The sequence below is a fragment of the Mesorhizobium sp. M6A.T.Cr.TU.016.01.1.1 genome, from assembly GCF_003952585.1.
GTDB lineage: Bacteria > Pseudomonadota > Alphaproteobacteria > Rhizobiales > Rhizobiaceae > Mesorhizobium > Mesorhizobium mediterraneum.
Genome location: NZ_CP034452.1, coordinates 4588124 through 4601140, shown reverse-complemented (window position 1 = coordinate 4601140; position 13017 = coordinate 4588124). Strand labels below are relative to the sequence as shown.

At 62.0% G+C, this 13017-nt stretch carries 15 protein-coding genes, 1 tRNA gene and 1 pseudogene; 8 read left to right on the top strand and 9 right to left on the bottom strand.

Annotated features, from left to right (window positions below; all coding sequences use genetic code 11):
* Positions 1 to 483: 483 nt before the first annotated feature.
* The 4 genes and pseudogenes from EJ075_RS22220 to EJ075_RS22200 form a co-directional block, all read right to left on the bottom strand.
* Positions 484 to 1383 carry a terminase family protein gene (locus EJ075_RS22220; protein WP_281032976.1) on the bottom strand — a complete coding sequence of 300 codons (900 nt, stop codon included), beginning with the start codon at positions 1381 to 1383 and terminating at the stop codon, positions 484 to 486.
* A 189-nt stretch (positions 1384 to 1572) separates the two neighbouring features.
* Positions 1573 to 2253, bottom strand: a pseudogene (locus EJ075_RS22210) (terminase family protein); the annotation flags it as partial.
* Complete coding sequence (locus EJ075_RS33790; protein ID WP_245457984.1) at positions 2171 to 2611, bottom strand: hypothetical protein; 441 nt, start codon at positions 2609 to 2611, stop codon at positions 2171 to 2173. The pseudogene EJ075_RS22210 and the gene EJ075_RS33790, both read right to left, overlap by 83 nt.
* A 3-nt stretch (positions 2612 to 2614) precedes the next feature.
* Positions 2615 to 3037: a hypothetical protein gene (locus tag EJ075_RS22200; protein ID WP_126105751.1), complete on the bottom strand. Its 423-nt coding sequence runs from the start codon at positions 3035 to 3037 to the stop codon at positions 2615 to 2617.
* Between the two features lie 553 nt (positions 3038 to 3590).
* On the opposite strand from EJ075_RS22200, the gene EJ075_RS22195 reads away from it, so the two are divergent.
* Positions 3591 to 3896, top strand: a complete 306-nt coding sequence (locus tag EJ075_RS22195; protein WP_126107416.1) for a hypothetical protein — start codon at positions 3591 to 3593, stop codon at positions 3894 to 3896.
* 45 nt (positions 3897 to 3941) lie between these two features.
* Here EJ075_RS22195 and EJ075_RS22190 read toward each other — a convergent pair whose 3' ends face one another.
* Both EJ075_RS22190 and EJ075_RS22185 read right to left on the bottom strand, forming a co-directional pair.
* Positions 3942 to 4376, bottom strand: a complete 435-nt coding sequence (locus EJ075_RS22190; protein WP_126105750.1) for a DoxX family protein — start codon at positions 4374 to 4376, stop codon at positions 3942 to 3944.
* Positions 4377 to 4707: 331 nt separating this feature from the next.
* Entirely contained in the window at positions 4708 to 5454 is a 747-nt protein-coding gene (locus EJ075_RS22185; protein ID WP_126105749.1) for a tryptophan 2,3-dioxygenase family protein, read from the bottom strand.
* Between the two features lie 161 nt (positions 5455 to 5615).
* On the opposite strand from EJ075_RS22185, the gene EJ075_RS22180 reads away from it, so the two are divergent.
* Positions 5616 to 6086, top strand: coding sequence for an Lrp/AsnC family transcriptional regulator (locus EJ075_RS22180; protein ID WP_095482700.1), 471 nt, complete (start codon positions 5616 to 5618; stop codon positions 6084 to 6086).
* Positions 6087 to 6172: 86 nt separating this feature from the next.
* Here the strand turns inward: EJ075_RS22180 and EJ075_RS22175 are convergent, their stop codons facing one another.
* On the bottom strand, positions 6173 to 6646 hold the full coding sequence (locus tag EJ075_RS22175; protein ID WP_126105748.1) for an Lrp/AsnC family transcriptional regulator: 474 nt from the start codon (positions 6644 to 6646) through the stop codon (positions 6173 to 6175).
* Between the two features lie 111 nt (positions 6647 to 6757).
* Between EJ075_RS22175 and EJ075_RS22170 the strand changes: the two genes are divergently transcribed.
* Both EJ075_RS22170 and EJ075_RS22165 read left to right on the top strand, forming a co-directional pair.
* Positions 6758 to 7318, top strand: coding sequence for an alpha/beta hydrolase (locus EJ075_RS22170; RefSeq protein WP_126105747.1), 561 nt, complete (start codon positions 6758 to 6760; stop codon positions 7316 to 7318).
* Positions 7319 to 8043: 725 nt separating this feature from the next.
* On the top strand, positions 8044 to 8559 hold the full coding sequence (locus EJ075_RS22165; RefSeq protein ID WP_095482702.1) for a hypothetical protein: 516 nt from the start codon (positions 8044 to 8046) through the stop codon (positions 8557 to 8559).
* 66 nt (positions 8560 to 8625) lie between these two features.
* Here EJ075_RS22165 and EJ075_RS22160 read toward each other — a convergent pair whose 3' ends face one another.
* Positions 8626 to 9012 (bottom strand): ester cyclase, encoded by a 387-nt coding sequence (locus EJ075_RS22160; RefSeq protein ID WP_095482703.1) that lies wholly within the window; start codon positions 9010 to 9012, stop codon positions 8626 to 8628.
* 126 nt (positions 9013 to 9138) lie between these two features.
* On the opposite strand from EJ075_RS22160, the gene EJ075_RS22155 reads away from it, so the two are divergent.
* From EJ075_RS22155 to EJ075_RS22135, 4 genes are all read left to right on the top strand, one after another.
* A tRNA-Gln gene (locus EJ075_RS22155) sits at positions 9139 to 9212 on the top strand.
* Between the two features lie 167 nt (positions 9213 to 9379).
* On the top strand, positions 9380 to 9562 hold the full coding sequence (locus EJ075_RS22150) for a DUF3606 domain-containing protein (protein WP_095482704.1): 183 nt from the start codon (positions 9380 to 9382) through the stop codon (positions 9560 to 9562).
* Positions 9563 to 9718: 156 nt separating this feature from the next.
* Complete coding sequence (locus tag EJ075_RS22145) at positions 9719 to 9928, top strand: hypothetical protein (RefSeq protein ID WP_126105746.1); 210 nt, start codon at positions 9719 to 9721, stop codon at positions 9926 to 9928.
* A 421-nt stretch (positions 9929 to 10349) separates the two neighbouring features.
* Positions 10350 to 10535: a hypothetical protein gene (locus EJ075_RS22135; protein WP_095482706.1), complete on the top strand. Its 186-nt coding sequence runs from the start codon at positions 10350 to 10352 to the stop codon at positions 10533 to 10535.
* A gap of 167 nt (positions 10536 to 10702) precedes the next feature.
* Here the strand turns inward: EJ075_RS22135 and EJ075_RS22130 are convergent, their stop codons facing one another.
* Positions 10703 to 12799: an EAL domain-containing protein gene (locus EJ075_RS22130; RefSeq protein ID WP_126105745.1), complete on the bottom strand. Its 2097-nt coding sequence runs from the start codon at positions 12797 to 12799 to the stop codon at positions 10703 to 10705.
* Positions 12800 to 13017 lie beyond the last annotated feature (218 nt).

Here is a 13017-nt window from a genome sequence, read left to right as displayed (position 1 = left end):
GGCATGGCTGATCGCATTGCATGCCGGCCGCCGCATTCGCGGGCTTTGTCGGATCGACGATTATTGGAGAGACGGCGGAGTTGCCGGCGTTGCGGATCCCCGCCGCCAGAAGCCCCGTGAATTCCGTCGAAACAATGCAGCGTCGTCCGCCCCGCCTCACAGGTTTCGGAGTTTTGCGGCATCATGGATATCGGTGCGGCCAGCACCGGGGAGACAGGCGGAACCCCATGCCGTCGGCGACCAGGAGCCCAGCGCGATATGGCGGACGAACCATCAGCCGTCGACGCTCCAGACAAACGCACCCCCGGTCGAAGTCGGGTGGGTCTAGAGTGGGGCTGCACGCCAATCTAGATGAAAGTTATTTCAAACTTTACACATTAATTAAACCGCTAGTTAATCAGCACATTCACGATCACGTATGCTAACGGCCCCCCTGCTTTGGGGGACTTGTTGACGTGTTAGAAGAGGATGTGTTGGAGAAGATCACCGATAATCTTCCAGCGGGTCGGAAATCTTACCGCTTTTCCGCAACGTCCTGAACTCCGCCGGGTCGACCACCGCTTCCCTCAGCATCATCACGCCGTAGCGGGTCGCCGCCATCAAATCGTCGCGTAGCTTCACCACTTGCCCGTCCTTGCGGTGATAGAGCCGAAACTCCTCGAACCAGGGCAAAAGCGTCGAGAACACCTTGAAGCGGCCGGATTGCATGCGGTCGAGCATTTCCATCAGCCCGGCTTCGACCGAGACGGAGCCGTCGGCGAACTGCGCATGGCTGGAAAGCATGTTCAGCCCGTGCGCGGCATATTGTTTGGCCAGCGCAACGCCCGCCCCTTCCAGCGTCTCGCGGCGGCCGTCGCGCGGCCAGGCCCAAGGCAGCCATTCGCCCCAGGGTTTGAGCGTCAGCGCCTGCATGGCGGGCGTCTGCTGCGACGCGCGGCAGGCTTTCGAGACATAGACGACATCGGCCTCCGTATCCCAGGCGAGCTCGACAGCGGCCGAGGGATGGTCCCAGCCGAAATCCAGCGCGCCGAGCCGCGGCCAATAACGCGGCAGCCGGAACGGCTCGCAGACGATCAGTTCTTCCGCCACCGGAAAGATACGGCCGGAGCCCAGCACCGGAATGCCCTTGGCCCGCGCCTCGCGCTCATGAGCTGGATAGGCTGATATGATCTCGGCGCGTTGCTGCGGCGTGTAATGCTCGGCATCGTCGATGGTCATGAAGGTGACGTGGCGGGTCATTTGTGCGGCTTTCCGGCTTGAATCGTTTTGGCAGTCGTCGGACGTATGGTGTTGTTTGGGCGAGATCTTTTTCGCGCTGGCGGGACAGCGCCCCCCTCTGTCCTGCCGGACATCTCCCCCACTTGGGGGGAGATCGGATGTCACCCTGGTTTTCGCCAATCTCCAACGGTTGCAGGCAAGCGGGACGCGGAAACTGCCAATCTCCCCCCTCGTGGGGGAGATGTCCGGCAGGACAGAGGGGGGCGCGAAGGAACGCAACGGATGAGAGGAAGCGAATGCTTCCTTCCTGAACTCGCCTCACCCTCTCCCCATCCCCTCCACTTCCTCCGCCGACAAGAACAACAGCACCACATCCGACATGCCGAGCAGCGGCGTGAAGGTGACGATGGTGATGCCGCCCGTCGCGTTGGTGCGGGTCAGCCCTTCGGAATAGATGTCGAGCGGCGGCTCCTCGTCGAACCAAACGCCGTGCAGCGTTTCGCCCTGCCACTTCTCGCGGCCCTTCTCAAAACTCTTGAACGACAGCACCGATTCATCGGCCTGGACATCGCCGCCGCCACCATGGCGGACCACGACGCTGTCGAGCCCATGCGGCACGCCGCGCCCCATAATGGTGCTGACAATGGCATCGGCCGGGATCATGCCGGTGCCCCACGCGGCCGGCTGCTGCGGCGGGCCGATCAGGATGCGTTGCGGGTTGTCGCGCGTGCCCTCGGCGGTGACGCCGGCCGCCCACAGCCGCACCGGCGTGTCGAAAACCTTGCCTTGCCACCACTCGGGATAACGGCCGGTGAGGTGCATCGCCCATTCGGCGCCGCCGGCCCTTGTCTTGCCGAGCTGGTTGCCGGCCATGAACAGCCGCTCGCGGCTGGTCGCGCCCGCTGCATGGAACTCGGCCTGTTTTGGATAGGGCCGGTACGCGGCAAGATGATTAGCGCGGCGTCTGCGGTCCAATTCCCTGAGCAGGCTCAGATACTCGGTCTTTGCCGTCGAGGCCCGGCTTTGCGAGACCAGGCTTGGCGAGGACAGGCTTTGCAAGGCCCGGTTTTGCAAGGCCCGGTTTTGCGAGAAATGGCCGGAGGACAGCTTCGAGGCCGCGGATGCGCTGCCTGATTTCGTCATCGCTCAATGCTTCCAGACTGTTGATGTTGAGATGCAGATCCTTGGGCAGAACCGAGAGCACGATCTTCAGATACTGGTCGGGCTTTTCGGTGCGAACCTCGGCGATGACGCCGGCGCCATGCGCCCGGAAATCGGCGCGGATGGCTTCCAGAAAACCATCGGCCAGCGTCTTTTTCGTCCGCTTCGGCCGGCCGGAGGACCTGGGTTCCGTCACGCCAGGCGGTTCGTCGTCGAAAGTATCCTCGGCCATGCCCTACCCCGCAGCCCCGGCGAGCGCCACGATCTCGGGCTTCGCCGTTTTCTTGACTGCCGGCGTGGGTCGCTTGCGGGATTTCGCCCGCTTGCCGGCGCGCTTTGCCTTTGGTTTCCGCGGCCGGCTTGCCGCTTCGGGCTTTGCCACAGCCGTGCTGCCGGACTTTGCCTTGCCGGTCGCTGACACGGCTTTGAGCGCCGCCCTGACGACACTCACGGCATTGTCGCCGACGCCCGCCAAGGGAAAGCCAAAGCCACCAGCCGCATCGACGGGACCGCCCCGGACCATGCCGATCCGCACGCCGGCCGGAACGTGCTCGACCCGGCCGTGGCGCACAGGTGCGGCGCCCTCGAACTGGCCAATGGCGCTAACGACCTCGCGGCCGTCATCGTCGGCGATGATGGTGGCGTAACGGTTGGACATGGGGTGTGAACCTGACAGACGTGGTGTGCGTTGCGGGAGGATCGAGACACTTTGACAAAGGCCAGTAAGCGACACCGACGATCACACGCGTTGCGTTCCTTCGCGCCCCCCTCTGTCCTGCCGGACATCTCCCCCACTTGGGGGGAGATTGGCGGTTCGAGCGCGGTCCCTGTTCCCGCGATGCTGGAGATTGGCGAAAGCCGAGCTGACATCCAATCTCCCTCCTTGTGGGGGAGATGTCCGGCAGGACAGAGGGGGGGTGCTGTCCCGCCGACATTTGATATCGGCAACAGGCAGCGAACGTTCGAAAGGGACTTAAAACAAAAAACCCGCCTCGGCGGGCGGGTCGTTGGCGCAAATCAGCACCATGCCCAAATCAATAGCATAACTGCCGTCACGAAGTCAATGGTGGAGCGCTCGATTCGAGGAAAAAATTCCTCGATCGAGCGACTCTCGCGCACGAATGCCTGCGAAGCGCCCGATCCCGGTACCGCCATGCCGGATCGGAACCGGCATTCGTGCGTTTGGACTCTAGCCAATGGGAGCAACAGCCATGAATGTCGCCAATCTGCAACTCGAAGGCCTGCTGATGGCCGTCGCATCGATCAATCAGGTCCTTGTCCGCAAGGGCGTGCTCTCGGTCGAGGAGATAGACATCGCCTTGCGCAGGGCCGAAGCCAGCGAGACCAGCGAGGAGCGGTCTGAAGGCATGTCGGCATCGAGCCGCGATGCCGTCAACTTCCCGATCCGGCTGCTGGAATTGGCCAATCAGTGTCAGCCGGAGACGGACATGCCGTCGTTCTCGAAACTGGCGCGCATGGTCGGCCAGATGAAGGAACCCTACAACGACCAGATGTGACGCCCTCCCCACATCAAAGATGGCAGGTCGACCGAAGGTTCGCGATCAGCTCGCAGACCTAAGCTTCAGTGCCAGCACGCGGCCCGGCCCATGGACGGCAGCAAACAGCAGCCCGGCCAGGAAGGTGAAATGGTCGACGAAGAAGCCGAACTCGGCTTGGTTGCCGGCCCAGTGCGATGGCCCGTGGAAGGCAAAGCCGAGGAACAGCACGTAGGCGCCCGCGACAAGTGCGGCCCAGGAGAAGAAGGCTCCGGTCAGGAAGCACAGAACGAGGACGACTTCGAGCAGGGCCGCGCACCAGGCCAGAAACAGCGGGAACGGAAATCCGGCAGCGGCGATGTAGCCCGCGGTGCCGCCCATGTCGGTGAATTTGAAAATCACCGCCATGAGGAAGACGGCCGCGAAGATCAGCCGGCCAACGAGGATTGCCGCGGTTTGCCACGGTGATTGAACGGGTGATTGGGCGGCCTCCAACGACATGATGTCCTCCGGGGTTGCGACGGGTTTCGCCCCAAGGACGGACGGAGTGCGACGATCCCGACATCAGGATTCAAATAGCTTTGCAGGGGAGAGAGGCAAGCGGGTCGCATTGCAGGACTGGGTTCTATGCCATGCCGTGACTTTGGGCATCGCCGCGTTCCTTCGCGCCACGAGTGGGGAGATTGGCAGCTTCAGCGCCGTGCTCGCCCCCCGAGGTTGGCGATTGGTGAATGCCGTGGTGACAGCCAATCTCCCCCAAGTTGGGGGAGATGCCCGGCAGGGCAGAGGGGGGCGCTGTCCAGCCGACATCAAAAGGTTTCTGCACCTGCCCCTACTCGGCCGCGTGGTGGCTGATCGAGTCCCGCACAGTCCCATACTGGCTGCCCCAGCGGTCGGTCATGTCGCAGCGTATGTCCCACAGCTCCGGGAAGAAGCGGTGGCGGGCGCCGGCCTCAAGCAGTTCGACCGGCCGGCCCTTCAGCGATTTCGCGCCCATCCCGATCGAGCGGTGGATGAGGTAGAGATGGTTGGCGCGGAATTTCTGGAACAGCTCATCGAATTCGATCAGCGCCTCGGCGACGACATAGCTGTCGCCGTGATCGTATCTCGCATCGTAGACATCCTCGACCGACAGCCCGCGACCATCGAGATAGGACGCCTTGAAGGCTCGCCACAAGTCCGGCGGCATGCGCAGCAGGAGCTTGAAGCCCGGTGATTCCTGGCCGCTGCCATTGCCGAGCTGCAGCCGAATCTCTTGGTATTCCTTGGGCGACATGGTTTCGAGCAGGTCGAGCTGCGCCGTCATCATGCGCATCAGCCGATGCACGCGCCCCATCAGCGTGACGATGCGATGCGTGTTCTGCTGCTCGAGGAAGTCGACGACGTCGACCAGCGTGTAGGTGATGAGCTTCATCCACAGCTCCTCGACCTGGTGCACGATCTGGAACTGCAGCTCGTCGGCATTGACCATCTCGGCCAGCGGCTTCTGGCAGGCGAGAAGCTTGTCGCACCTGAGGTAGACGCCGTAATCGCGCATTTCAGGCGCTTCGATGCGGGCATAATAGTCCGGCTTGTGCATGGCAGTTGCTCCTTTGCCCGGCCCATAGGGTCTCAGGGCATCTGTTCGGTCCGAGCTTGAAGGATAAGCGCTTTTGGCTTGAACATTGTTCCTTTTTGTTATCCAAATGCAGGAAATGAAGGACGAACGTCCGTTAATGAAGAGATTTTGGAGAACGATATATGCTGGATGCCCTCGATCGGAAGATCGTCGCGGCGCTGGAACGCGACGCGCGAATCTCCTTCGCGGCGCTCGCAGACGAGGTCGGCTTAAGCAAGACGCCGTGCTGGAAGCGGGTCAAGGCGCTGGAGGACGCCGGCATCATCCGCGGTTACTCGACGCGGATCGATCCGGCCAAGCTCGGCTTCGGCATCGAAGCCTTCATCCAGGTGTCGATCGATTTCGAGCTTTCCGAAGCCTTCGAGGCCGCAGTCCAGGCACATCCGCTGATCCGGCGCTGCCACGCTACGACAGGCGAAGCCGACTATCTCCTGCAGATCGTGACGGTCGACATGATGGCGCTGGACAGGATGCTGCGCGTCGAGCTCAGCCGCCTGCCCGGCGTGCGGCGGACGATCACCTCGATGGCCATGCGCGAAATCAAGGGTGGCATTTCTTTCGCCAATGCCGTTGGGCATACGCAGAAGCGATAGACGCTCGACAGCGCGGAGGCCGCCTGCCCTAATGAAATCCTTCCAGCACTCCTTTTTCGGAGCTCTGTCGGATGGCAGCGCTTCGGTCACGGCCTCGTCATCAGCTCCCGCCCCAGCCGTTTCGGTTGCTCGGCGCGCAGCACCACATTTGTCGTCACCGCGCCATAGCGGCCGATAGCATCGACGATGCTTTCAAGGTCGGGCGGCGACGGGACGACGACTTTCAGGAGAAAGCAATCCTCGCCGGTCACCCGCAGCACTTCGATCACCTCAGGCAATTGCGCGAATTTCTTCAGGCAGGCCTGGATGTGCTCATGCGTGGTGCGCAGGCGGATGACGGCCATGGTGCCGAGCCCCAGCGCCGCCGGATCGATCACCGCTTTGTAGCCGGCGACGATGCCGCGCTCCTCCAGCCGCTTGACCCGTTCCGAGGTGGCAGGCTGGGACAGGCCGACGCGCCGGCCGAGCTCCGAAATGCCGATCCGGCCGTCCTCCTGCAGGGCTTCGATGATCGCCACATCGGTGGGATCAAGTTTTGGACGATAAATGCCGTTCTGCATGGAAACCTTCAATCCATCGGAATTCGCCGCTGTTTTCCGATGATCTCTCATTCCACCGGCCAGGGAAAGACCTAGAATCCGGGCGAGCATCCAGGAGAAACAAGGATTCCCATGACTGACTTCATCATCGTGCCGGGCATTGGCGGATCGGGCGAGGCCCATTGGCAGACCCGCTGGCAGCGGGTGAACCCGGCCATGCGGCGGTTCACGCCGGCGAGCTGGGACCTGCCCGATTTCGACGACTGGGTCGCTGCCTTGGAAACTGCGGTGTCCGAGGCCAAGACACCGCCCGTGCTCGTGGCTCACAGCCTCGGCTGCCTGCTGGTCGCGCACTGGCAGCACATCTCGGGCCGCGACGTCAGCGGTGCATTCCTGGTCGCGGTTCCAGATCCGGCGGCGTCAGCCTTTCCCTCTGTCGCGCACCGCTTTGCCGGCAGCCCGCAGCAGCGGCTTCGCTTTCCCTCGCTGGTCGTTGCCAGCACCAACGATCCCTATGGCTCGCTGGACTCTGTCAGGGCCAAAGCCGGCCAATGGGGCAGCGAGCTGCATGTCGCCGGACCGTTCGGCCACATCAATGGCGACAGTGGCCTCGGCGAATGGCCAACAGGAATGGAACTGCTACGGGCCTTCGTGGAACAGACGGAACGAGGCGGCCAAGGCTTGCTTCGCTAAGGCGAGCGATCCGGCGGACTACCTCTTAAGACCGCAGCCGGCCTAGAGCGGTTCATCGTTTCACGGAAACGCCGAACCGCTCTATCTCTTTGTTTTTGCGCAATTCCGGACGGAAAACCGCTTCACACTTTTCCTGGAATTGCTCTAGGTGCGCAAGGCCCGGGCTGGCAGACGCGTATGAACGATGATTCGCGCAAGGCGACGATGCTGAAGCGCTCTGTCCGCTGAGTGCGGCGGGGCGCCCCGCTCTCCGCTGTTCGGCGTCAGCTTTCCGCTTCGGGCAGTCCTCGTAGCCATGATCGCGCCCGCCGCAATAGGCGCAGCATTTTGCGGGGATATCGGGGCGAAACATCGTCGTCATGCATTGAAATGCACGTGGCGCCCGTCTGGTTGCGTCGCACCGTTACTTTTCGCTTACATTAGGGATTTGGGCGCCGAATCCGAGGCTTTAAGGCGTGTAGCCCAGCGCGGCCAGGACCGACAGCCCTGCGACCAGGCCAATTGCAATAACAATGCCGAAATGCCGTTCCAGGAATCTGGGCGGCCCCTGCCAGTCGTATCGCATATCTGAAACTCCGCCGGGTAATCTGGGGCAGAGTGTTCAGGCGTCAAGGCCGGCGGTCCTGACAGGCGATAGACTTGACACCCGGTAGACTTGATAGGCGGTAGACAGGCAGCTGCCATTGTTCATATCGTTGTTCATATCGGAACGCGGGACGGCACTCATGCCCGAGCATCCTTCATCAGCGGGAGAAAGCCATTCCCAGCCCGCTGCGGCACCTGACCCTCGTCTGGCCTTTGTTTATGCGGAGGCGGTGCGTGGGCTCCAACACCAGCAGAACGTGGTGGAGAGCCTCAATACGCGCGCTGGCAATCTGATCTTTGCAACCGCGTTCGTGAGTTCTCTCCTCGGCGGCAGAGCTCTCTTGGATGGGCTCGGGCCGTGGGACTGGCTGGCGCTGGCGCTGCTTTTTCTGATCGGGCTGCTGGTCGTCATCATGTTGTGGCCCTACTACGCCTATACGTTCCGCTTCGATCCAGAGCAGTTGCTCCAGGACTTTGTCGATCAAAACCCTTCCGGATCTATGGATGTGATGCACCGCGCGCTTGCGCTCCGCATTAAAACCGACATGGCCAACAATTGGCGGATCATTCAACGCCTGCGCATGTCGCTACAGCTTGCTCTGTTTCTATTGTTGCTGGAACTTTTGGCATGGCTGTTCGCGATAACCCGCGTCTAGGCTCAGGGCCATTAATCCAGCAAGGTTAAGACTGCCTTGAGACTATACACGCGATAAACTCTCGCGCTAAAGCTGAGCTTCGATGGCCGCCTTGTCTATGACTGACCATACTTGTACGATCTTTTCGTCGCGAAGTTCATAGATCACGTTCTCGGCGAAGGAAACTCTCCTCCCACCTACAGGGAGACCAAGGAACGTTCCTTTCGGCGTGCAGTCGAAACCTAGTCGGCTCGCTATATAAGGCGGATCGGAAATCAGCATCTGGACATTGAAATAAAGGTCCGGAATTTCATCAAAGTCTCTCTCCAGCATTTCGCGATAACCTGACAAGCCGAGCCGCCGGCCGTTGTGGATCACCTCATCATCGACGAACTGTCCCAGCTTCGGCCAGTCCTGCTTATTCAGGCAGGCAATGTAGTCTCGGTAGACGTCGCGGAGGTCGGTTTTAATCACGGCGATTGCTCCTATCTCTACAAGGCCCTGCTGAAAAGGCAGTGTCTCACATGCTCAAGCAGATGACTGCATGAAGCGGCTTCATGCGCGGATGAGAAAGTGCTAGACAGCGTCCACTTCCTCTATTCCCGCTTCGTCTAATGGTAGGACAGCGCCCTTTGAAGGCGTGAATCGTGGTTCGAGCCCATGAGCGGGAACCAGCATCGGACCGCCCGTGCCGGGCAGCCGATCAGTCTTGATCCGATCAGATCGCTGCAACGCGCCAACAATGCCAGGACGAGGCCGGCGTGCCGTCCTTTTCCCAACGGACAAGGATGGTCGGTCGGACCAAGGAGCCCTATAAAGACCACATGTGACGGAGGACGACATGGCCGACGACAAATCCAAGACCAAGCAGGATCGCAAGCTGGCTTCCAGCGAGCAGCCTTACGAAGTCGCCGCCTTTGCCAAGAAATACGGCATACCGCCGAGCGAGGCCGCGACGATCATCAAACGGTACGGGCCTTCGAGGAAGAAGCTCGATGCGCATATGGCGAGCCGCAATGCCTGATCTGCACCCGGCGGCGTCGGCCTGGATCATCACCGCGGCTTGACCATGCCGCCTGTTTCCGGCCTGCCGGCGCTATCGACCGGATTCAACGCCAGGTTTCAATAACTCGTTTACTTTGACGCGATACCACCCAACGGTGAATCGTTGGGAGGTCGGATGTCGGACCGTGCATTGCGCTTTGAATGTGTCATGGAGCCAAACGGCCGATGGATGGTGTGGGACGCCAGGCGCGATCTTCCGGCCCAGTTTTCGGCGCTTGCGCTGATCGGCCTGCGTCACGATGAGGCCGCTTCGCTTTGCCGCCTCTTGAACGAGACAGCCTCCGAGACAGACGCCATCTATGCCCGGCAGAGCCGCGCGTCCTGATGGTTGCACCGCACAGCGCTGAGACGGCTGGCGCTCCGAACTGAATCCATCGATCTGTAGAAGCAGGTGGCCCTTGCCGAAGTCATCGGCTCGGCTTCGCGGGCCTCGGAAATCTTGAACAGGAAGCGCTTGCTGACGATGGATATGGTGCACCAAATCCACAAGAATTGGCACATTCCAGCGGAAGTGCTTATCCAGCCTTACCACCTTTCAGATGATGAGAAGGCCGAACAGCGCCGGGCCCGAGCGGCTGCAGGATAAACCTCCCTCCCCGTGGAACGCTGCCTTTGGCTACGGATGGCGTATTGGCACGGCAGGCGGATCTCGCCCACTTGCCCGCTCGCCATTTGCCCGGGATTTTGCCTTGACAAACAAAGGTGCTATATTAGCTGACTAATCGATTCACAGTCGGCGAACCGGCATGGCCAAGAAGAAGTCAAAACTGGAACCGTCCAGCATTTCCGCGGTCTCTTCGGCGGAAGCCTATGAGGCGACCTATTTTGCCAGGAGATGCGGCCTGACGCGGGATGAAGCGCTGAAGATCATGCGCGAGGCTCAAGGCTGGGTGAGCACGACGATGCCATCCACCGCCAAGCGGAAGAATTAGTCCCACGAGGCGGTGCAGTAGGCGGCAAGGCATCGGCCAGGAAGGCAGCCGCTCCTCAAGCGCCACGATGAACACGCCCAGCATTGACGAGAACGAATTGGCTGCGTCCTTGAACGCTGCCGGACAGCTAAACCTGTTCCGGCAACCTGAACGGCCTATCAGCCTAGCTAGGCTTGCCGTCCCACCGGCAAAGCCGCTTGCGCGCTCGCCCGTGCCACGATCGCTTGCAGCGGCTCCGGCCGGTGCAGCAGAAATCCCTGGCCGAAGGCAACGCCCATATCCCTGAGGATGTCGAGCGCGTCCTGCTCTTCGATCTTCTCCGCCACCACGGAGCAGCCGAGGCTTTTGGCGATGCCCGATATGGCCGAGACGATTTCGCGGTCGAAGCGGCTCTCCGCAATATGCTCGATGAAGGACCCGTCGATCTTGATCGCATCGACGGGAAAGCGCCGGAGATATTCGAACGAGCTCATGCCCGCCCCGAAATCGTCGAGGCTGACGCGGCAGCGCCGCTCGCGCGCCTTGCGGACGAACTGTTCGGCAGCAGTGAAATTGGTGACCGCGGCGGTCTCCGTGATCTCGAAGCCGATGCCGGAATGCGGCGCCCCGGTCTCATCGATGACGGCGTCGACGAAATCCCAAAGCTGCGGGTCGCTCAGCGTCTGCGCTGACAGGTTGAAGCCGAGCGTCAGCGCCCCTGACTTCAGCGCCGGACCATGAAGCGAGAGCGCCGTCCTGATGATCCAGCGGTCGAGCCGCGAGGCGATGCCGAACCGCTCCGCCGCCGGGATGAACTCGTCCGGTGGAATCAGCCGCCCGTTGCGCCCGGCGAGCCGCGCAAGGACCTCGACATGGCGGTTCTCATCCCAGGGTTTTCCGAGCCGATGGATTTCCTGGCCGAACAGTTTCAGCCTTCCGTCCTCCATGGCATCGACGGTGTCGGCCGCCAGCCGTGCCGCATTGAGGCCGCCGGAACCGGATGTTGTCTCAGGGGAGAACACCGCGAAGCGATTGCGCCCGGCAGCTTTGGCCGCATAGCAGGCGTCGTCGGCGCAGGCGAGCGCGTCGGCCACCGCGGTATTCGCATCGGCGACAAAGGCGATGCCGATGCTGGCCGCGAGCTTGCGCGACGTCGCCGTCGAGCCGAGATCGGCGTCGCGAATCGCCGCGAGAACGGCGCCGGCGATACGCTCGGCTTGGGCTGCGTCGCAATCAGGCACCAGCAGCGCGAACTCGTCGCCGCCGAGGCGCGCGGCATGCACCGACGGCGGCAGGCAGCCCAGAATGCCCTCGGCGACGCTCTTCAGCGCGAGGTCGCCGGCGGCGTGGCCGGCGAAGTCGTTCAAGGCCTTGAAGTAGTCGAGATCGACGTAGAAGACCGCGAGCGGGCGCGCCGTTGCGATATGCTGGGCCAGCAGCCGGTCGAATGCGGCGCGGTTCAAAAGGCCGGTCAGCGCGTCGTGATCGGCCGCGTGGGCAAGCTCCTGCTCGCGTTGCTTGGCCTCGGTGATGTCGCGCACCGTGCCCAGGATCTGACCCGACGATTGAGCGTCGGCGATGAACCGTATCAGCGATTCGATATGTCGGACCTCGCCGTCCCGCTTGATGATGCGGTATTGCACGGCAACGACCTTCTGGGTTTGCAGCGGCACCTTATGCGCCCGCTCGGCGTAGTCCCTGTCGTCCGGATGCAGATAGCTGTGCCAGAGGTCGCTCGACACCTCGTCGGTGTCGGCGACAAGCCCGAAAATTTCCCTAGTGCGCTCGTCCCAGTAGCTTTTGCGTGCGGCGAGGTCGTGATGCCAGATGCCGGTGCCGCTGGCGGCCAATGCCAGGCGAAAGCGCACATTCACCTGCTCGAGCTCTGCTTCCGCTTGCTTCTGCTTGGTGATGTCGGTCTGGACGCCCATCAGCCGGACCGGCCGGCCCCCGGCATCGCGCTCGACCACCCCGCCACGATCGAGAACCCATACCCAGTGACCGGATTTGTGCTTCAGCCTGAGCTCGGTCTCGATGGAATCGGTCAGGCCGGCAATGTGGCGCTCGCCGCTGGCCACCGCCCGCTCGCGATCGTCGGGATGCGTCAGCTGCAGCCATAGATCGCTTGTCTTGGCAAGCTCACCCTCGCCATAGCCGAGCATCTGCGACCACATTGCCGAATAGAAACAGTCGCCGCTCGCGAGATCCCAGTCCCAGACGCCAAGATGCGCGCGTTCGAGCGCCAGCTCCCAGAACTCTCCGTTGCGTTTCTTCTTGTCGGCCATGCCCTGGACTTTGCCCGCTCCGTCGCGGCCATTCTGCGGCGAAATCAGAGAAGAAACCGTTACTGTGCAAAGAGCGGGCGAAGGGGCCCATCGGAGACATCACGGCTGGCAGTTTCTTTGGCCCCGCCGGTCGATGCAACGAGGGATGCGGAGGCCATCCGGCCCATCGCCTACATGATACCCGCGAACTGCCGCGTTTCGACCTGCGGCAGACCTGA

Excerpts from the sequence above, each read along its gene's own strand:
- EJ075_RS33790 (WP_245457984.1), bottom strand. The coding sequence starts at position 2,611 with ATGGCCGAGGATACTTTCGACGACGAACCGCCTGGCGTGACGGAACCC.
- EJ075_RS22200 (WP_126105751.1), bottom strand. The coding sequence starts at position 3,037 with ATGTCCAACCGTTACGCCACCATCATCGCCGACGATGACGGCCGCGAG.
- EJ075_RS22195 (WP_126107416.1), top strand. The coding sequence starts at position 3,591 with ATGAATGTCGCCAATCTGCAACTCGAAGGCCTGCTGATGGCCGTCGCA.
- EJ075_RS22190 (WP_126105750.1), bottom strand. The coding sequence starts at position 4,376 with ATGTCGTTGGAGGCCGCCCAATCACCCGTTCAATCACCGTGGCAAACC.
- EJ075_RS22185 (WP_126105749.1), bottom strand. The coding sequence starts at position 5,454 with ATGCACAAGCCGGACTATTATGCCCGCATCGAAGCGCCTGAAATGCGC.
- EJ075_RS22180 (WP_095482700.1), top strand. The coding sequence starts at position 5,616 with ATGCTGGATGCCCTCGATCGGAAGATCGTCGCGGCGCTGGAACGCGAC.
- EJ075_RS22175 (WP_126105748.1), bottom strand. The coding sequence starts at position 6,646 with ATGCAGAACGGCATTTATCGTCCAAAACTTGATCCCACCGATGTGGCG.
- EJ075_RS22170 (WP_126105747.1), top strand. The coding sequence starts at position 6,758 with ATGACTGACTTCATCATCGTGCCGGGCATTGGCGGATCGGGCGAGGCC.
- EJ075_RS22165 (WP_095482702.1), top strand. The coding sequence starts at position 8,044 with ATGCCCGAGCATCCTTCATCAGCGGGAGAAAGCCATTCCCAGCCCGCT.
- EJ075_RS22150 (WP_095482704.1), top strand. The coding sequence starts at position 9,380 with ATGGCCGACGACAAATCCAAGACCAAGCAGGATCGCAAGCTGGCTTCC.
- EJ075_RS22145 (WP_126105746.1), top strand. The coding sequence starts at position 9,719 with ATGTCGGACCGTGCATTGCGCTTTGAATGTGTCATGGAGCCAAACGGC.
- EJ075_RS22135 (WP_095482706.1), top strand. The coding sequence starts at position 10,350 with ATGGCCAAGAAGAAGTCAAAACTGGAACCGTCCAGCATTTCCGCGGTC.
- EJ075_RS22130 (WP_126105745.1), bottom strand. The coding sequence starts at position 12,799 with ATGGCCGACAAGAAGAAACGCAACGGAGAGTTCTGGGAGCTGGCGCTC.